Origin of the sequence: Peterkaempfera griseoplana (assembly GCF_001418575.1) — a bacterium.
Taxonomy (GTDB): Bacteria; Actinomycetota; Actinomycetes; order Streptomycetales; family Streptomycetaceae; genus Peterkaempfera; species Peterkaempfera griseoplana.
Genome location: NZ_LIQR01000447.1, coordinates 1 through 17,339 on the forward strand (window position 1 = coordinate 1; position 17,339 = coordinate 17,339).

Sequence of the window (17,339 nt, forward strand, 5' to 3'; positions counted from 1 at the left end):
CGGCGCTGACCGCGGTCAGCGGCGACCTGTCGGCCGTCGACGCCATGCGCACCGCCTTCGACCGCCGCCGCCGCACCATCGTGCGGATGCTCAACGAGATCGACGGCGTCACCTGCCCCGAGCCCGAGGGCGCCTTCTACGCCTACCCGTCGGTGAAGGCCCTGCTGGGCAAGGAGATCCGCGGCAAGCGCCCGCAGAGCTCGGTCGAGCTGGCCGCGCTGATCCTGGACGAGGCCGAGGTCGCGGTGGTCCCGGGCGAGGCCTTCGGCACCCCGGGCTATCTGCGGCTGTCCTACGCCCTGGGCGACGACGACCTGGTGGAGGGCGTCTCCCGGCTGCAGAAGCTGCTGGGCGAGGCCCGCGACTGACCCCTCACCCGTACGCGCCGGGACCCGCCCGCACGGCGGGTCCCGGCGCGTTTTCGCGGGTACGGTGCCGCAACGCACCGCCGGCACGGCAGAATCGGTCAATGGACCACCTGCACTCCCCCGCCCCCGAGCCAGCCCCCCAGCGCGACGTCCGGCTGCTGCCCAAGGCCCATCTGCATCTGCACTTCACCGGCTCGATGCGGCCCGGCACCCTGCTGGAACTGGCCGACAAGCACGGTGTGCACCTCCCCGAGGCGCTGAGCTCGGGCGAGCCCCCCAAACTCCGGGCCACCGACGAACGCGGCTGGTTCCGCTTCCAGCGGCTGTACGACATGGCCCGCTCGGTGCTCCGCGACGAGCAGGACATCCGGCGGCTGGTCCGGGAGACCGCCGAGGACGAGCGTGCGGACGGCTCCGGCTGGCTGGAGATCCAGGTCGACCCCACCTCGTACGCCCCCCGTCTCGGCGGGCTGATCCCCGCCCTGGAGCTGATCCTGGACGCGGTGCGGGACGCCTCGGCGGCCACCGGGGTCGGCATGCGGGTGCTGGTCGCCGCGAACCGGATGAAGAGCCCGATGGACGCCCGCACCCTGGCCCGGCTGGCGGTCCGCTACGCCGACCAGGGCGTGGTGGGGTTCGGCCTCTCCAACGACGAGCGGCGCGGGCTGGCCCGCGACTTCGACCGCGCCTTCGACATCGCGCGCCGGGGCGGGCTGCTGGCCGCCCCGCACGGCGGCGAGCTGTCGGGGCCGGAGAGCGTCCGGGACTGCCTGGACGACCTGGGCGCCGGCCGGATCGGCCACGGGGTGCGGGCCGCCGAGGACGACCGGCTGATGCGCAGGCTCGCCGACCGGCAGATCACCTGCGAGGTCTGCCCGGCCTCCAATGTCGCGCTGGGCGTCTACGAGAAGCCCGAGGACGTACCGCTGCGCCGGCTCTTCGACGCGGGCGTGCCGATGGCGCTGGGCGCGGACGACCCGCTGCTCTTCGGCTCCCGGCTCGCCGCCCAGTACGACCTGGCCCGGGACGCCCAGGGCTTCACCGACGCCGAGCTGGCCGAGCTGGCCCGCCAGTCGGTTCGCGCCTCCCGCGCCCCGGACGACGCCCGGGCCCGGCTGCTGGCCGGGATCGACGCCTGGCTGACCGCCTGACCGGACGCCGCGCGGGGCCCGCGGCGGTCAGAGCGGTCCGGCCCCCACCAGCACCGGCTCGTTCACCAGCGACACGCCGAACACCCGCAGCACCCCGTCGCGGACCTCGCGGGCCAGCGCCAGCAGGTCCTCGGTGGTGGCGTCGCCCCGGTTGGTGAGGGCCAGGGTGTGCTTGGTGGAGATACGGGCCGGACCGTCGCCCCAGCCCTTGGCGAAGCCGGCGCGGTCGATCAGCCAGGCCGCAGAGGTCTTCAGCAGCCCGTCGCCCGCCGGGTAGACGGGCGGCGCGGCGTCGGGGCCGAGGTGGTCGCGGGCACGGTCCAGGAAGGCGGCCCACTCGGCCTCGTCCAGGATCGGGTTGGTGAAGAAGGACCCCGCCGACCAGGTGTCGTGGTCGGCCGGGTCGAGCACCATGCCCTTCCCGGCGCGCAGCGCCAGCACGGTCTCGCGGGCGGTGGCCAGCGGTACCCGCTCGCCCTGGCCGACGCCCAGGGTCCGGGCCACCTCGGCGTACTTCACGGGGGCGGAGAGCCCTCCGGCGTCCTCCAGGGCGAAGCGGACCCGCAGCACCACGTATCGCTCGGGGTCGGCCTTGAAGCGGCTGCTGCGGTAGGAGAACCCGCACTCGGCGCCGGGGATGACGACCGTCTCCCCGCTGCGGCGGTCGTAGGCGACCACCTCGGTGACGGTGGTGGAGACCTCCTGCCCGTACGCGCCGACGTTCTGCACCGGCGTGGCGCCGGCCGAGCCGGGGATGCCGGCCAGGAACTCGATCCCGGCGAACCCCAGCTCGACGGTGCGGGCCACCGCGTCGGTCCAGACCTCGCCGGCGGCCAGTTCCAGCACCTCTCCGCGCACCGCGAAGCCGGCGGTGGCGATCCGCAGCACGGTGCCGTCGAACCCCTTGTCGCCGATGACCAGGTTGGAGCCGCCGCCGAGGAGCAGCAGCGGCTCCCCCGCCCGGTCGGCCTCCTGGACGGCCTCGACGACCTCGGCGTCGGTGGTGGCGGTGACCAGCCTGCGGGCCGGGCCGCCGAGGCGGAAGGTGGTCAGTGGGGCGAGCGGGGCGTCGTGGAGTACCTGCACGGGAACAGCGTACGGGCAGGCCGCCGCCCCGCCGCCGGGGCGGAGCGGGGCGGCGGGGGGCCGTGGTCAGGCGACCGGCTGGAGGACCGGCGCGGACTCGGCCTCGGCCGGGGCGGCGGTGCGGCGGCGGGGGATCAGCAGCGCCGCGACGGCGGCGAGGGCGATGGCCGCGGAACCGGTCCACAGGGCGGGCACCAGGCCGTCGGTGAAGGACTGCCCCGAGGTGTAGCCGCCGCGGGCGGAGAAGACAGCGGAGAGGACGGCCACGCCGAGGGCTCCGCCGAGCTCCCGCAGGGCGTTGTTGGCCCCCGAGGCGATGCCCTGCTCATGGGTGGCGACACTGGCCATCACCAGGTTGGCGGTGGGAGCGAAGAACAGCGCCATGCCGACCCCGCAGACGATCAGCGCGGGCACCTGGGCGGCGTAGGAGACGTCCGGCGAGAGGATCAGGGCGAACATCGCCAGTCCGGCCGCCTGGAGGACGAGGCCCAGCGCCACCACGGGGCGTCCGCCGATGCGGTCGCTGAGGATGCCGGCGATCGGCGCGACCAGCATGGGCATACCGGTCCAGGGCAGCATCCGCACCCCGGCCTGCATCGGCGAGTAGCCGCCGACGCCCTGCAGGAACTGGCTCAGCAGGAAGATCGAGCCGAACATGCCGAGGAACATCAGCAGGCTGGCCGCGTTGACGGCGGAGAAGGCGCGGCTGCGGAAGAGCCGCATCGGCAGCATCGGTGTCCGCGTCCGCAGCTCCCAGCCCACGAAGGCGGCGAGCAGTGCGGCGCCGGCGGTCAGGCCGGTGAGGACCCAGGCGCTGGTCCAGCCGTCGGTGTTGCCACGGACCAGGGCGTAGACGATGCCGAAGAGGCCGGCGCTGGCGAGCACCGTGCCGGGGATGTCCAGTCGGCTGCCGGCGCCGCGGCTCTCGGCGAGCCGCAGCCGGGCGAACGGCAGCAGGGCGAGGCCCACGGGGACGTTCAGCCAGAAGATCCACTGCCAGGAGATGTGCTGCACCACGGTGCCGCCGATCAGCGGGCCGGTGGCGACGGCGAGGCCGTTGACGGCGCCCCAGATGCCGAACGCCAGGCCGCGGCGTTCGGCGGGGACGGCGGCGGTCAGCAGGGTCAGGGTGAGCGGCATCAGGATCGCGGCGCCGACGCCCTGGGCGGCGCGGGCCGCGATGAGCTCACCCATTCCGGGGGCGAGGGCGGCGGCTGCGGAGCCTGCGGTGAAGACGGCGATACCGGTGAGGAACATCCGGCGGCGGCCGAAGCGGTCGCCGAGGGCGGCTCCGGTCATCAGCAGCACCGCGAAGGTGAGGGTGTAGGCGCTGACCGTCCACTCCAGGTCGGAGAGTCCGCCGCCGAGGTCCTTGCGGATGGCGGGGAGCGCCGTGGTGACGACGAGGTTGTCGAGTGCGGCCATGAAGCCGGCGAGACTGGTGATGACCAGCGCCCAGACCATCTTGCGCATGGAGTCGATCCCTCTGATTAGTTATCGATCAATAACTTTTCGGGTCCGAAAAAAGGCCGGTCCCGCAGACCGCGGATCACTCCGTGCAGTCCACGAGGCCGGCCCAGACCCGGTCCGTCACCGGGAAGCCCAGCGACACCAGTACGTTGATCAGCATCCCGCAGGCCATGAACTGGGTGGCCTGCTCCGTGTCGGCGCCCATCCGCAGGTGCACCCAGTCCCACAGCTCGGCCCAGCGCGGCCGGATCGCCACGCCCAGGCCGTCCTCGCCCGACGCCTCGGCCGAGGCCACCGCGACGTAGATCTGCATCTGCATCAGCAGCATGTCGCGGTCGCCGTCGATGAGCCTCAGGTACTCCGCCCCCAGGGCGTCGTGCACCTGCTCGGGCTCCAGCCCCTCGGCCGCACGCTCGAAGGCCAGCCGGGTCTCCTCGATGCAGCGGGTCGCCGCGGCCACGAAGATCGCCTGCTTGTTGGGGAAGAGCCGGAAGAGGTACGGCTGGGACACCCCGACGCGGCGGGCGATGGCCTCCGTGGAGGTGCCGACATAGCCGCCCCGGGCGAACTCGGTGATGGCGGCCCGCACGACGCTCTCGCGCCGCTCGGCCGCACTCATCCGGGTGCTCGTCCCTGCCATGCGATTAAGTTATTGGCCACTCACTAACCATGTCAAGGCCGACGCCGGCTCAGGCCAGCTGGACCACGGCCCTGGCCATCCCCAGCACCTTCTGGTCCCCGCTCACCGCGGTGAGGTCCACCCGCACCCGGCGCCCGTCCAGCTTGGCGCCCACCTTGGCGGTCACCTCCACCAGCGCGCCGGTGCCGTCGTCCGGCACCACCACGGGACGGGTGAAGCGCACCCCGTAGTCGACCACCGCGCCGGGGTCGCCGAGCCAGTCGGTGACCACCCGGGCCGCCTCGGCCATGGTGAACATGCCGTGGGCGATCACATCCGGCAGGCCGACCTCACGGGCGAACCGCTCGTTCCAGTGGATCGGGTTGAAGTCGCCCGAGGCCCCCGCGTACCGCACCAGGGCGGCCCGGTCGATCGGGAAGGACTGCGCCGGCAGCTCACTGCCGACCTCGATCTCGTCGTAGTCGATGCTTGTCGCCATCGCTGCGCTCACTCCCCCGCGGCGGCACGCGCCACCAGCGTCATGAACGACGTCACCACATGGTCGCCGCCGGACTCGTGCACCTCGCCGCGCACCGTCAGGATGTCATTGCCCGCCAGCGACTTGATCGCGTCGATGGTCACCGTGACGGACAGCCGGTCACCGGCCCGCACCGGACGGGTGTACACAAAGCGCTGGTCACCGTGGACCACCCGGGTGAAATCCAGTCCGAGCTCCGGGTCCTCCACCACCTGGGCGGCGGCCCGGTAGGTGATCAGGAACGGAAAGGTCGGCGGGGCGATCACATCGGGGTGCCCCAGCGCCTTGGCCGCGTCGGCGTCCCGGTAGGCGGGACTGGCGTCCCCGACTGCGTCGGCGAACTCACGGATCTTCTCCCGGCCCACCTCGTAGGCCGGGGTGGGCGGATAGGACCGCCCGATGAAGGAGGGGTCCAGCGGCATAACGGCTCCTTGGATACGGAAGCGTCAAACGGCTCCAGGCCGTCCCCGCTGGGGGGACGGCCTGGAGCCGAAAGGCCTGACGACAGGTGTCAGCGGGTCTCGCGGTGCGCGGTGTGAGCGTTGCAGCGCGGGCAGTGCTTCTTCATCTCAAGACGGTCCGGGTCGTTACGCCGGTTCTTCTTGGTGATGTAGTTCCGCTCCTTGCACTCCACGCAGGCCAGCGTGATCTTCGGGCGGACGTCAGTGGCAGCCACAGGAGTGCCTTCCTCGGACAGACGGGTGAACGCAACAAGAGTAGCCGATCGGGAGCACGTCCCCCCGACCGGCTACGCGGGGTAGCGGTGACCGGACTTGAACCGGTGACACAGCGATTATGAGCCGCTTGCTCTACCGACTGAGCTACACCGCTTGGATGACCAGGACGAACCTGCTCACCAGAGCCCCAATACGGAATCGAACCGTAGACCTTCTCCTTACCATGGAGACGCTCTGCCGACTGAGCTATTGGGGCGGGCGAAGAAGAGATTACACGGTCATCGGCGCGAACACGAAATCGACCCGCGCCGACCGCCTACTGCTGCGGCGGGCCGAAGCCGCCACCTGCCGGGGGCGCCTGGTACGGCGGCTGCGGAGCGCTGTACTGGTTCCCGTACTGGCCGCCGTACTGACCGCCGCCGTACCCGCCCGACGGCGGGTTGCCACCACCGCCACCGCTGCCACCACGGCCCCGGCGCGCCAGAACCACGGCCACGATCGCGACCACCACCAGCACCGCGGCACCGATGCCGATCCACATCCCGGCCCCGCTGCCGCCGTCGTCCGACGCGGTCGCAGGAGCGGGCGCGGCGGACGAGGACGGCTTCGCCGCATCCCCCGGCGCCGACGAAGCGCCCCCGTCGGAGGGGGAGGCCGCAGGGGCGGAGGTACCGGGGTCGGCCGGCTTGCCGGACGCCGCCAGCGGATCCACATCGGCCGGCCCGGGGTCCCCCGGAGTGGTCAGCGCGATCCGCGGCCGCACCACGCCGTAGCCGAGGAAGTCGCTCCGCCCGCTGCCGTCCTTGCCCGCGGTGTTGACCAGCACCCGCAGCACCTGGTTGGCCGTCCAGTCCGGGTGCTTGGCCCACACCAGCGCGGCGGAGCCTGAGACCAGGGCTGTGGCGTCACTGGTGCCGTGGGTCTTGCAGTAGCCGGACTGACCGGTGCACGCCCTCGCGATGTCCGCGCCGGGCGCTGCCAGGTCGACCTGCGGTCCGTGCTCCGACTCGGCGGTGGCCTGGCCGTTGCGGTCGATGGCTGCGACTCCCACCACACCCGGCAGCGCTGCGGGATAGAAGACCGGATTGCCCGTCGCGCCGCTGTTCCCCACGCCGGCGACGACGAGCTTCCCCTTGCCGACCGCGTAGGAGACAGCGCTCGCCAGCTCGCTGTCGGAGTCAGGCGTCGCCTGAGAGATGCTGATGATCTGGGAGTTGCTGTCCGCCGCGTAGCGGAGCGCCTCGCTCAGTTGGTGGCGGTACTCCGCCCCGTGTTCCTCCTCGTTGGCTCCACTGGCACCGGTGTTGAGCCTGATCGGGAGGATCTTGGCCCCCGGGGCTAGGCCGTAGGCTCCCTGGCCTCCCTGACCCTTCCCCGTTCCCGCGATCAGGTCGGCCATGCCGGTTCCGTGGCCGTCCACGTCAGTGGTGGCACCACCTGCCAGCCCCGAGAAGTTCTTGCCCGGCAGCACCTGGCCTGCCAGGTCGGGGTGGTCAGCCTCGACTCCCGAGTCGATCACAGCGACGGTTACGCCCTTGCCCGTCGAGGTCTGCCACATCTGAGGCGCCTTCATGGCGTCAAGGTGCCACTGCTGAGCACGGATGGAGCCCGTGGCGGCCGCGGGGGCGGCTGCCGTCACGCCTCCGAGCAGGAGGACGCCCACCGACGCCGTTAGACCTGCGATGCGTCGCGGCATCTTCGTGGCCGTCTGAAGCATGGTTCTGTCTCCTCGTGGCGCGGGTGACTCAGACAGCTGCCCGGCCCGCAGGGTTCTGCGAAGCCGGGCAGCGGTGTCTCGTGCTACTCAATCACGGTCGGGTTGCTGTCGGTGGAACCTGACATCCAGGTCTCCTCGTCCTCGACCAGGTAGTCCGGGCGCTGGCCACGCCGGTCCTTGGACTTGCGGCCACCGGCTCCGTGGCCCGGCATGCCTCCCTGGCCCTCCGGCCCGTTTCCGGCCCCGCCACCGCGGGCCCGCAGACCGGATCCACCCGGCGTGAACTCCCCGGCTGCGCCGCGGCCGCGGCGACCGCCGACCATGCCGCCCTCCTCCGTCGCAAGGCGACGTCCGGAACCTCCGCGGGCGCCACCACGAGCGCCGCCACTGGCGCCGCCGTGCGCACCGCCCGCTCCGCCGTGCCCCTCCTCCATGTCTCCGAAGGCACCGCCGCCCGTGCCCCGGGAGCCCGCACCTCGCGACCCGGTGCCGCCGACACCGGACGTACGCCCGGCGCCGCTCGCGTGCGCGCCCTCCTCGGCACCGATGGTCGTCCCGCCGTAGCCGGGGCGACGGCTGGAACCGCCCACCAGGCCGCCTTCGCCCTCACCGACGACTCCGCCGTTGTAACCGGGCCGGACCTTGCCGCCACCGAGTCCCAGGCCGCCGCCTCCCGCGGGAAGCTTGCCGCCCGGGAATCCGCCGCCCGGCGGGACGAAGGTGTTGCCACTTCCGGTCGGGCCGTTCGACACAGGCAGCGCAGGGCTGTTGTTGGTCGGCGAGGTGGGCGGCGGTGAGAGGGTGACACTGTCGATGCCGGTGTTCGCCGGCGGCTTGCCGGTCCCGCCGGTCGTCGGGCTCTTGACCGGGGACTTCACGGTCCCCTTGACCGTGCTTCCCTGAACCAGGGTGTCCTGGTGGGTCACGCTCCTGGTGCCCTGGACGGTGCCGCCCGTCGAGCTTCCCTTGGAGGAGGAGCTGGTACCGCTCGTCCTGCCGCTCGGGATCTGACTGCCGCCGTCCACGTTGACCGGCCGAGGCGGCATCAGCGTCTCGGGCGTCGGCGGGAAGACCGGTACCGTCGCCGCCCTCATCCGGGAGCTGGACTCCTCGTACGACTGGCCCACCTTCTCCATCTGCGCGATGGCCTGCTGGTGCGCCGAGTCGATGCGGGTCTGGGCGGCGTGGGCCTCCGCGTCGGTGACCCAGTTGGGGTCGACCGCGTTCATCGCCTTGTCGCCCACCACGCTGCCCGCGACGGCGCCCAGCGGTCCGCCGACCAGGCCGCCGAGGAGGCCGCCGCCGACGCGCGCCGAGGGCTGCGAGCGGTGCTTGGCGACCGTCTTGATGTCGTTCTCGGGGACCTCCGGCATGGCCTTCTTGGCCGTGCTCAGAGTCTCGCCCGCACTGGTCATGTAGGTGCCCGCGGTGCCCGAGTACTCGGACAGCTCCAGGGTCGCCTTGCTGACCTGTCGTCCCCAGTCCTTGAAGGAGTCGGCCGCGGCGCCCGTCCAGTCGAGGGCGTTCATGCGGTCCATCAGGTCGTTGCCGATGTCGTTCATGACCTGGTGAGCGTTGGTCAGTCGAGCGCCCACGTCCATGACGAAGGCCGGGTCCGAGGACTCGACCATCGCCCTGAGCTTGCTGTGGCTCTCTCCCTCGAAGTTCGACTTGTGGGGCACTGCTCCACCTTCCCCGTTGGTGTTCGTCCGTGTCCGTACTGCCCGCAGGCGGGCTAGAACTCGCCCTGCTTGGTGCCGCTGAAGTGCTGCGGCGGCTGCTGGGCGGCCTCCGTCCGGTCGCGGATCTTCCAGAGTTCGGCGACCCGGGTCTCCTCGACGTTCTGGTACCCCTTGGTGGAGACGTCGATGGTGATGCTCATGGCCTCGATCTGCTGGGCGAGCGTCTGGGACAGCGTCTCGAGGTTGGTGTGGACGTTGTTGTAGGCCGCCAGCAGGTCGGTGGCCTCGCCGAACCCGGCACCGAGGTGCCCGTGGCTCAGCCGCTGTTCCGAGATCTGCGAGTGGGAGGCCGAGGAACCCTCCAGGTCCTGCAGCATCCGGTCGACCTTGCTCTTGAAGTCCTTGAGGTTCTCCACCTCCACGCGGACCGCGCCGGCACCGACGGACGCCACCAGTGCGGCCATGCTGCCGCCGACAACGCCTGCCGCCGCTCCGACGGCGTAGCCACCGCCGCCATCAGCAATCTGCACCGTTGAACACCTCCCCCGTGCGCGGCGCTCTCCAGGGGACCGCGCATTCATGCATCGTCGGTTTCACTCGTCGACAACAGCTTAGCGAGGGCTGGTGTCAACGCGTCACGGGGCAGGTTCCCGACGATCGTCCTTGGTACAGATTTGGTACGTACGGATTCTGCGGACCGCCAACGGTCAGGCGTCCTCGGCGAGTTCGAGCCAGCGCAGCTCCAGCTCGTCGTGCTCGTCCTTCACCGCCCTGAGCTGGGAGTCGAGTTCGGCGATGCGGGAGAAGTCGGTGGCGTGCTCGGCCATCTGGGCATGCAGCTTGGCCTCCTGCTCCTCCAGCTTGGCGAGCTGACGCTCGATCCGCTGCAGCTCCTTCTTGACCGCCCTGGTGTCGCCGGCCGGCTTCGCGGCGGTGGCGGCGGGGGTCACCGCGGCGGCCGCCGCCTCGGCGATGCGGGCGCGGCGCTGGAGGTACTCGTCGACGCCGCCCGGGAGCATCCGCATGGTGCGGTCGCCGAGCAGGGCGTACTGGGTGTCGGTGGTGCGCTCGATGAAGTACCGGTCGTGGCTGACCACGATCATGGAGCCCGGCCAGCCGTCGAGGAGATCCTCCAGCTGGGTGAGGGTCTCGATGTCGAGGTCGTTGGTGGGCTCGTCGAGGAAGAGGACGTTGGGCTCGTCCATCAGCAGCCGCAGCAGCTGCAGCCGGCGGCGCTCACCGCCCGACAGGTCGCCGACCGGGGTCCACTGCTTGTCCTTGCCGAAGCCGAACTGCTCGCAGAGCTGCCCGGCGGACATCTCGCGGCCCTTGCCGAGGTCGACGCGCTGGCGGACCCGCTCCACGGCCTCCAGCACCCGCCACTCGGGGTCGAGTTCGGCGACCTCCTGGGAGAGGTAGGCGAGCTTCACGGTCCTGCCGACCTTGACGGTGCCTGCGGTGGGCTGCTTGTCGCCGTCGCTGGTCGCGGCGTCGGCGAGGGCACGCATCAGCGAGGTCTTGCCGGAGCCGTTGACGCCGAGCAGGCCGACGCGGTCGCCGGGGCCGAGCTGCCAGGTGAGGTGGGAGAGCAGCTGCTTGGGGCCGGCCTGGATGCTGACGTCCTTGAGCTCGAACACGGTCTTGCCGAGCCGGGAGTTGGCGAACTTCATCAGCTCGCTGCGGTCGCGCGGCGGCGGCACGTCGGCGATCAGCTCATTGGCCGCCTCGACCCGGAAGCGGGGCTTGGAGGTGCGGGCGGGGGCGCCGCGGCGGAGCCAGGCCAGCTCCTTGCGGACGAGGTTCTGCCGCTTGGTCTCCTCGGTGGCGGCGATCCGCGAGCGCTCGGCCCGGGCGAAGACGTAGTCGGAGTAGCCGCCCTCGTACTCGTGGACGTCGCCGCGCTGGACGTCCCACATCCGGGTGCAGACCTGGTCGAGGAACCAGCGGTCGTGTGTGACGCAGACCAGGGCGGAGCGCCGGGCCTGGAGGTGGCTGGCGAGCCAGGCGATGCCTTCGACGTCCAGGTGGTTGGTGGGCTCGTCCAGCACCACCAGGTCGTGCTCCTCCAGCAGCAGCTTGGCCAGCGCGATCCGACGCCGCTCGCCACCGGAGAGCGGGCCGATCACGGTGTCCAGGCCCTGCGGGAAGCCGGGCAGGTCCAGGCCGCCGAAGAGGCCGGTGAGGATGTCCCGGATGCGGGCGTCACCGGCCCACTCGTGGTCGGCGCGGTCGCCGACGACCTCGTGGCGGACCGTGGCGGCGGGGTCCAGCGAGTCGTGCTGGGTGAGGACGCCGAGCCGCAGGCCGCCGGAGTGGGTGACCCGGCCGCTGTCGGGCTCCTCCAGCCTGGCGAGCATGCGGATCAGGGTGGTCTTGCCGTCACCGTTGCGGCCGACGACGCCGATCCGGTCGCCCTCGCTGACGCCGAGGGTGACGCCGTCGAGGAGGGCACGGGTGCCGTAGACCTTGCCGACGGATTCGAGGGTGGCCAAGTTGACTGCCACAGGTGCTGTGCTCCCAAGGACTGCGGACGACCGACCCCCTCAGCCTAGTCGCCGCGGACCGCATCCCGGCCCGCCGAGGCCTCGCATCGAACGCCTGCACCGGTCAGCGGGTCCGACGCACAGGACAGTGAGACGGGCCACGTTCGCGTGGCATTCTTGATTTCAGTTCGGAGCGACGGCGGTCTGAGGAGGGAGCGTCACCTTGAGTATCGCGCTGCCGCCATGGATGTATCCGCCCCGGGACAGCGGGTGGGAGGCCGACGACCTCGATCTGCTCCCCGCCGACGCCCCCCGGCATATCGAGCTGCTGGACGGAGCGCTGATCTTCAACATGTCCCCGCAGCGCAGCTGGCACGACCGGGTCATTCGCCGGCTCACCGCCGCACTGGAGGGCGTCGCCCCCGTTGACTGGACCGTCGAAGCGCAGATGACCGTGAAGCTCAACCGACGCAGCCGCCCGGAGCCCGACGTCGTCGTCGCCTCGGTGCCTTATGCGCCGGAGCGCACCCGCTTTCTCGCGGAGGAGGTCGAGCTGGTGGTCGAGGTGGTGTCCGCCGAATCGGAGGACCGCGACCGCCGCTACAAGCCGGGGCTGTACGCAGACGCGGGCATCCGACATCTCTGGCGCGTCGAGGACGAGAACGGCCTCCCCGCGGTCCACACCTACGAGCTGGACGACACCACCCGGGCCTATGTCGCCACGGGTGTGTATCGCGACCGGCTCGACGTCCCTGTCCCGCTCCCCGTCTCCATGGACGTCAAGGACCTGGTCCGCTAGGCGTCTCGTCCGCCCCGCGTCGGAGTCGCCGCACCACTGTCCGCCGTGCGCCCGTCCCGGCCGACGGCCCGGGCCACGGGAGCCCGGCCCGTGCCGTGGACGGTGTCCGAGGTGCCTCAGTCCGCCGTGGTGACGGCGGCGCCGGGGACCGGGCCGTGGGTGACCCGGACGGACCGGCAGGTGCCGGAGGCGGCGAGCGCCTCGGCGACGGACACCGCGGACTCGGCGTCCTTGGCCAGGAAGGCGCAGGTGGGCCCGGAGCCGGAGACCAGGGTGCCGATGGCTCCGCCGTCGGCACCGGCCCGCAGGGTGGCGGCCAGGGCCGGGCGCAGGGAGAGCGCGGCGGCCTGGAGGTCGTTGGTGAGGGCGGCGGCCAGGGCGGCGGGGTCTCCGTCGGCGAGGGCGCGGAGCAGTACGGGGTCGGCCTGCGGGTCGGGGACGGATGCGGTGTCGGAGCCGGTGCCGGCCTCGTCGCGCAGCCGGTCGCACTCGCGGAAGACGGCGGGGGTGGACAGGCCGCCGTCCGCGACGGCGAAGACCCAGTGGAAGGTGCCGCCCACCGGCAGCGGCCGCAGGATCTCCCCGCGGCCGTGGCCCAGGGCGACGCCGCCGAGCAGGGCGAAGGGCACATCGGAGCCGAGTTCCGCGGCGAGGTCCAGCAGCACGTCCCGGGGGGTGCCGGTGCCCCAGAGGGCGTCGCAGGCGACCAGGGCCGCCGCCCCGTCGGCGCTGCCGCCGGCCATGCCGCCGGCGACGGGGATGTCCTTGGCGATGTGCAGATGGACGTCCGGTCGCAGGCCGTGGTGCCGGGCGAGCAGCCGGGCGGCGCGGGCGGCGAGGTTGCTGTCGTCGGTGGGGACCTGGTCGGCGTCCGGGCCGGAGACGGTGATCCGCAGGGTGTCGGCGGGGGTGGCGGTCACCTCGTCGCCGAGCGCCACGGCGAAGAAGACGTTGGCCAGGTCGTGGAAGCCGTCGGGGCGGCGTCCGCCGACGGCGAGCTGGACGTTGACCTTGGCGGGGACGCGTACGGTGACGGACGGCTGTGGTGCGGCGGACACGGCGGGTGGGCTCCTGGGGCGCGGTCAGGCCGGGGTGGGCCGGTGCTCGGCGATGGCGGCGAACTGTTCGACGGTGAGGGCCTCACCGCGCAGCTTGTGGTCGATGCCGGCGGCCGCGAGGGCCTCCTCGGCGGCGGCGGGGGAGCCGGCCCAGCCGGCCAGTGCGGCGCGCAGCGTCTTGCGGCGCTGGGCGAAGGCGGCGTCGACCACGGCGAAGACCTCCCGGCGCGCGGCGGTGGTGGACGGCGGCTGCCGGCGTACCAGGGACACCAGGCCGGAGTCGACGTTGGGGGCGGGCCAGAAGACGTTGCGGCCGATGGCTCCGGCGCGCTTGACCTCGGCGTACCAGTTGGCCTTGACCGAGGGGACGCCGTAGACCTTGTTGCCCGGGCGGGCGGCGAGCCGGTCGGCGACCTCGGACTGCACCATCACCAGGGTGCGCTCGATGCTGGGGAACGCCTCCAGCATGTGGAGCAGCACCGGTACGGCGACGTTGTAGGGGAGGTTGGCGACCAGTGCGGTGGGCGGCGGGCCGGGCAGTTCGGTGACGTTCATGGCGTCGCTGTGCACCAGCGCGAAGCGGTCGGCGCGGTCGGGCATCCGGGCGGCGACGGTGGCGGGCAGGTGCTGGGCGAGCAGCGGGTCGATCTCGACCGCGGTGACCCGGTCGGCGGCCTCCAGCAGGCCGAGGGTGAGCGAGCCGAGGCCCGGGCCGACCTCCACCACGACGTCGTCGGGACGGACCTCGGCGGCGCGCACGATGCGACGCACCGTGTTGGCGTCGATGACGAAGTTCTGGCCGCGCTGCTTGGTCGGCCGGACGCCGAGGACCCGGGCCAGTTCGCGGACGTCGGCCGGGCCGAGCAGGTGGCTGTCGGCGGTCGGGTCTGTGCTGGGGCTGGTGCTCACTCCCCCAGGGTACGGACCCGGGTGGCCGGCTCCTCAGCCGGCGTCGTAGTGGTCGTCGAAGTTCTCGAAGTTGTCGGCGACGAGGTCGTCGTTCCACTCGTGGCCGTCGGCGCAGCTGCGGAGGTTGCCCGCGCCTGCGGTGACCCGGTCGTGCATCCCCTGGAGGGCGGACTTCCAGCCGGTGGCGAGCTGGTCGAGGGCGGCGGCCAGGGGCCAGCCGGACATGGTGCGGGCTGCGGCGGCGGTCTCCGCGACGGCCCTGTCGTTGGGTTCCTTCATCTCCTCGGCGATGGCGTCGGCTGCGGACGCCGAGGCGCGCAGGTCGGCCGGGTTGACGGCGACGTCCTGGGACACGGTGGTGGCTCCTTCCGCCGCTACTGCGGCTGCTGGGTGACGCCCGGGGGGATCATGCAGGGGGTCCGGACGGAGAAGAGGTACCGGGTGGGGCTGACGGAGCCGGTGGCGAGGCTGAAGCGGGTCTCGTCGTCCTTGGCGTCGACCAGGGCGGTGAGCCGGTCGTCCTGGTACTCCCGGTAGCCCGTGATGCGGAACCCCTCCTTCTCGAAGTCGGCCCGCAGCCTGCGGGCGACGTCCGTGTGCCGCTCCCTCGGCACGGGTGCGTAGACGGTGTAGAAGAGGGAGTAGCGGCCGTCGTGCGCCACCTCGTCCTTCCGTCCGACGCAGTCCTCGAAGGCCGCCTCGGCGCTCGCCCGGTCGAGCTCCACCCCGGCGGCCTCGGCCATGCGGGCGGTGTGCTCCTCGGCCCACTGGGTGGCGCGTGCCCTGCTCAGCCGGGGCAGCGGGTCGTTCTTTGCGTCGTCGGACATGCAGGCTCCCGTGAGGAGAAGGGCGGCGGCGCCGAACAGCGCGAGCCGGAGGGGTCCGGTCCTGGCCACGGTGGGGACTTCCTGGTGGGGTGCAGGCGGGACTAGCCGGGGAACAGCGGGATGTCGTTGTCGTTCTTGGGGACCTCCGCCGGCGGTACGCCCGCGATGATCCGTCCCTGGTTGTCGAGGCTGTCGCTGCCGTCGTCCCAGTAGCCGCTGTGGCCGTGGGTGTCCACCTCGAAGTTGCGCCCGCCGAAGGGCTCCTCGGCGGGGTTGTCGCCCAGGGTGAGGTCGGAGAAGTCGTCGATGATCGGGTCGTCGGAGGCGGCGCCGACCCAGACGTGCGAGGGGTCCATGTTGAGGTCGCTCGCGTGGTCGACGGTCATGCCGGGGCTGCCGACCACCACGATGTCGTCGGCGCCGAGGCCATGGCCCCCGGCGGCCGCCGCGCCGACTGTGGTGGAGCCGTAGCTGTGGCCGATGACGGTGATGTGGCCGTGGCGGTCGCCCTGGGCGGCGCGGGTGCCCTCGACGAAGTGCCGCAGGTCGGGGGCGCCGTCCTCGGCGCGGCCCTTGTTGAGGACGCTGGTGTTGAGGTCGCCGCCGGACGCCTCGGGGGCGTCGTAGCCGAGCCACATGATGGTGGACACCGGCTGCCCGTCGCTCCACTTGTCGGCGGAGTTCTGGAGTTTGCCGATGCGGCCCAGCTGGCCGTCGACCGAGTCCATGGTGGTGTTGGTGCCGGGGACCAGTACGGCGGTGTGGGCGGCGGTGTCGGGGTTGCCCATGGCGATCACGGCCTGGCCGTCGTGGGCGGACTTGTAGTTGAGGAGGTAGAGCTCCTTGCCCGGAGGGGCGCCGTCCCCGCGGTCGAGCCGGTCCTTGAGCACATGGAGGTTCTGGATCCGCTTGTTGCGCTCGTCGTTGGAGATGTCCCGGAAGTCCTCGGGGCCGCCGAACTCGGCGTCGTTGAGCTCCTGCTCCAGGGCGAGCCGGTTGGCGCTGTCGCGGACGTCGCTGGGCAGGCCGTCGGTGGCGCCGATCTGCGCGGGGTAGAGCGTCTCGTACCGGGCGCGGTCCTCGGGGCTGAGCACCTTCCACCACTCGGCGGCGGCCTTGGGGTCGTCGGGGATCTGCGGTCCCTGGAGGCCCACGGCCTTCATGGCGTCGGTGACGTCGTGGGCCGATTCGGCGGCGGCGTCGTCGTTGAAGCGGTCCGTGACGGTGGCGTCCAGGGACGACAGTGCCCTGACGCCGTCGGCACCGGCCTTGCGGGCGTCCTGGAGGGCCTGGTCGATCCGGTCCTGGAGTTCCACCCGGAGGCTGCCGCGGCCGCGGGCGAGTTCCTGGGCGTCGGGGTCGTTGTGCGGCAGTGCGGCGCTCTGCGCGTCGGTGAGCACGCCGTCGTCGTCCACGGCGTAGCCGTTCTCCTCGGCGCGGCTGACGGCGTTGCGCAGGTCCGTCTGGGCCTGCTCCATCCAGAAGCGGGTGGTCTCCAGGACCGTGCCGATGGTCATGGCCTCGGTGCGGACCACGCCGAACCGGGTCTCGACGTCCTCCAGGTAGAACAGGGCCGCGTCGGCGTCGTCACCCTTCCAGCTGGCGTACAGCGGCCCGGTCACCCGGGTGCGGTGACGCGCCGCGTAGCCGTCCATGTCCTCGGAGACCTTGGTCCAGGCCCGGGCTGCGGCCTCCAGATCGCCGAAGTCCTGTTTCATCAGGCGCGTGAAGTCGCTTGCCATCGCAGGGTCCCCGTTTCCCCGTCCATCACGTCGGCCCCGGCCTGACCGGGTTCCCCCGATCCTAGGTTGTGACGCTCAGTAGTCGAAGGCGCGGGCGGTGTTGGCGGCGACGGCGGCGGCGAGATCGTCCTCGGGGACGCCCTTGACCTTCGCCATGGCCCGCAGGGTGACCGGGACGAGATAGGGGGCGTTGGGGCGGCCGCGGTACGGGGC

The 17,339-nt window shown here is 72.1% G+C and carries 19 protein-coding genes and 2 tRNA genes; 3 read left to right on the forward strand and 18 right to left on the reverse strand.

The features are described from left to right. Positions 1-368 (forward strand): aminotransferase class I/II-fold pyridoxal phosphate-dependent enzyme (locus AOK09_RS29320; RefSeq protein ID WP_157876080.1); only part of this gene is annotated, 368 nt, incomplete at its 5' end. A gap of 101 nt (positions 369-469) precedes the next feature. Then, positions 470-1,519 carry an adenosine deaminase gene (locus AOK09_RS29325; RefSeq protein WP_055590266.1) on the forward strand — a complete coding sequence of 350 codons (1,050 nt, stop codon included), beginning with the start codon at positions 470-472 and terminating at the stop codon, positions 1,517-1,519. A 27-nt stretch (positions 1,520-1,546) separates the two neighbouring features. Here the strand turns inward: AOK09_RS29325 and AOK09_RS29330 are convergent, their stop codons facing one another. The 12 genes from AOK09_RS29330 to AOK09_RS29385 form a co-directional block, all read right to left on the reverse strand. After that, entirely contained in the window at positions 1,547-2,605 is a 1,059-nt protein-coding gene (locus AOK09_RS29330) for a UDP-N-acetylmuramate dehydrogenase (protein WP_055590267.1), read from the reverse strand. Between the two features lie 66 nt (positions 2,606-2,671). Next, positions 2,672-4,069 (reverse strand): DHA2 family efflux MFS transporter permease subunit, encoded by a 1,398-nt coding sequence (locus AOK09_RS29335; protein WP_055590280.1) that lies wholly within the window; start codon positions 4,067-4,069, stop codon positions 2,672-2,674. Positions 4,070-4,154: 85 nt separating this feature from the next. Further along, positions 4,155-4,715, reverse strand: a complete 561-nt coding sequence (locus AOK09_RS29340) for a TetR/AcrR family transcriptional regulator (protein ID WP_245687531.1) — start codon at positions 4,713-4,715, stop codon at positions 4,155-4,157. A gap of 49 nt (positions 4,716-4,764) precedes the next feature. Further along, complete coding sequence (locus AOK09_RS29345) at positions 4,765-5,193, reverse strand: MaoC family dehydratase (protein WP_055590269.1); 429 nt, start codon at positions 5,191-5,193, stop codon at positions 4,765-4,767. An 8-nt stretch (positions 5,194-5,201) separates the two neighbouring features. Further along, on the reverse strand, positions 5,202-5,654 hold the full coding sequence (locus AOK09_RS29350) for a MaoC family dehydratase N-terminal domain-containing protein (protein WP_055590270.1): 453 nt from the start codon (positions 5,652-5,654) through the stop codon (positions 5,202-5,204). Between the two features lie 89 nt (positions 5,655-5,743). After that, positions 5,744-5,908 (reverse strand): 50S ribosomal protein L33, encoded by a 165-nt coding sequence (rpmG, locus tag AOK09_RS29355; protein ID WP_004571794.1) that lies wholly within the window; start codon positions 5,906-5,908, stop codon positions 5,744-5,746. An 82-nt stretch (positions 5,909-5,990) separates the two neighbouring features. Beyond that, positions 5,991-6,063: transfer RNA gene (locus AOK09_RS29360), tRNA-Met, on the reverse strand. Positions 6,064-6,092: 29 nt separating this feature from the next. After that, positions 6,093-6,165, reverse strand: a tRNA-Thr gene (locus tag AOK09_RS29365). A gap of 60 nt (positions 6,166-6,225) precedes the next feature. Continuing rightward, positions 6,226-7,482, reverse strand: coding sequence for a type VII secretion-associated serine protease mycosin (gene mycP, locus AOK09_RS29370; protein WP_245687532.1), 1,257 nt, complete (start codon positions 7,480-7,482; stop codon positions 6,226-6,228). A 227-nt stretch (positions 7,483-7,709) separates the two neighbouring features. Next, positions 7,710-9,308: a WXG100 family type VII secretion target gene (locus AOK09_RS29375; protein ID WP_055590271.1), complete on the reverse strand. Its 1,599-nt coding sequence runs from the start codon at positions 9,306-9,308 to the stop codon at positions 7,710-7,712. A 53-nt stretch (positions 9,309-9,361) separates the two neighbouring features. Further along, the gene (locus AOK09_RS29380; RefSeq protein WP_157876081.1) at positions 9,362-9,838 is read right to left on the reverse strand and encodes a hypothetical protein; all 477 of its coding nucleotides are present in this window, start codon (positions 9,836-9,838) and stop codon (positions 9,362-9,364) included. A gap of 177 nt (positions 9,839-10,015) precedes the next feature. Continuing rightward, positions 10,016-11,812 carry an ABC-F family ATP-binding cassette domain-containing protein gene (locus tag AOK09_RS29385; RefSeq protein ID WP_055590273.1) on the reverse strand — a complete coding sequence of 599 codons (1,797 nt, stop codon included), beginning with the start codon at positions 11,810-11,812 and terminating at the stop codon, positions 10,016-10,018. Between the two features lie 202 nt (positions 11,813-12,014). On the opposite strand from AOK09_RS29385, the gene AOK09_RS29390 reads away from it, so the two are divergent. Further along, the gene (locus AOK09_RS29390) at positions 12,015-12,590 is read left to right on the forward strand and encodes a Uma2 family endonuclease (protein ID WP_245687533.1); all 576 of its coding nucleotides are present in this window, start codon (positions 12,015-12,017) and stop codon (positions 12,588-12,590) included. Positions 12,591-12,706: 116 nt separating this feature from the next. Here the strand turns inward: AOK09_RS29390 and AOK09_RS29395 are convergent, their stop codons facing one another. From AOK09_RS29395 to AOK09_RS39590, 6 genes are all read right to left on the reverse strand, one after another. Beyond that, positions 12,707-13,648: a 4-(cytidine 5'-diphospho)-2-C-methyl-D-erythritol kinase gene (locus AOK09_RS29395; RefSeq protein ID WP_055590275.1), complete on the reverse strand. Its 942-nt coding sequence runs from the start codon at positions 13,646-13,648 to the stop codon at positions 12,707-12,709. Between the two features lie 24 nt (positions 13,649-13,672). Then, positions 13,673-14,557 (reverse strand): 16S rRNA (adenine(1518)-N(6)/adenine(1519)-N(6))-dimethyltransferase RsmA, encoded by an 885-nt coding sequence (rsmA, locus tag AOK09_RS29400; RefSeq protein WP_055590276.1) that lies wholly within the window; start codon positions 14,555-14,557, stop codon positions 13,673-13,675. A gap of 33 nt (positions 14,558-14,590) precedes the next feature. Beyond that, a complete protein-coding gene (locus AOK09_RS40500) occupies positions 14,591-14,911 on the reverse strand; it encodes a type VII secretion target (RefSeq protein WP_055590277.1) in 321 nt (106 codons plus the stop codon). Between the two features lie 20 nt (positions 14,912-14,931). Beyond that, on the reverse strand, positions 14,932-15,384 hold the full coding sequence (locus AOK09_RS40505) for a hypothetical protein (protein ID WP_063796109.1): 453 nt from the start codon (positions 15,382-15,384) through the stop codon (positions 14,932-14,934). Positions 15,385-15,485: 101 nt separating this feature from the next. After that, the gene (locus AOK09_RS29415) at positions 15,486-17,126 is read right to left on the reverse strand and encodes an alpha/beta hydrolase (RefSeq protein WP_055590279.1); all 1,641 of its coding nucleotides are present in this window, start codon (positions 17,124-17,126) and stop codon (positions 15,486-15,488) included. Positions 17,127-17,201: 75 nt separating this feature from the next. Further along, on the reverse strand, positions 17,202-17,339 hold a 138-nt coding region (locus tag AOK09_RS39590), incomplete at its 5' end, for a TatD family hydrolase (protein ID WP_175609362.1).

What these genes read in the sequence shown, in the direction of transcription:
- AOK09_RS29325 (WP_055590266.1), top strand. Translation starts at nt 470, where the DNA reads ATGGACCACCTGCACTCCCCCGCCCCCGAGCCAGCCCCCCAGCGCGAC.
- AOK09_RS29335 (WP_055590280.1), bottom strand. Translation starts at nt 4,069, where the DNA reads ATGGTCTGGGCGCTGGTCATCACCAGTCTCGCCGGCTTCATGGCCGCA.
- AOK09_RS29340 (WP_245687531.1), bottom strand. Translation starts at nt 4,715, where the DNA reads ATGGCAGGGACGAGCACCCGGATGAGTGCGGCCGAGCGGCGCGAGAGC.
- AOK09_RS29345 (WP_055590269.1), bottom strand. Translation starts at nt 5,193, where the DNA reads ATGGCGACAAGCATCGACTACGACGAGATCGAGGTCGGCAGTGAGCTG.
- AOK09_RS29350 (WP_055590270.1), bottom strand. Translation starts at nt 5,654, where the DNA reads ATGCCGCTGGACCCCTCCTTCATCGGGCGGTCCTATCCGCCCACCCCG.
- mycP (WP_245687532.1), bottom strand. Translation starts at nt 7,482, where the DNA reads ATGAAGGCGCCTCAGATGTGGCAGACCTCGACGGGCAAGGGCGTAACC.
- AOK09_RS40505 (WP_063796109.1), bottom strand. Translation starts at nt 15,384, where the DNA reads ATGTCCGACGACGCAAAGAACGACCCGCTGCCCCGGCTGAGCAGGGCA.
- AOK09_RS29415 (WP_055590279.1), bottom strand. Translation starts at nt 17,126, where the DNA reads ATGGCAAGCGACTTCACGCGCCTGATGAAACAGGACTTCGGCGATCTG.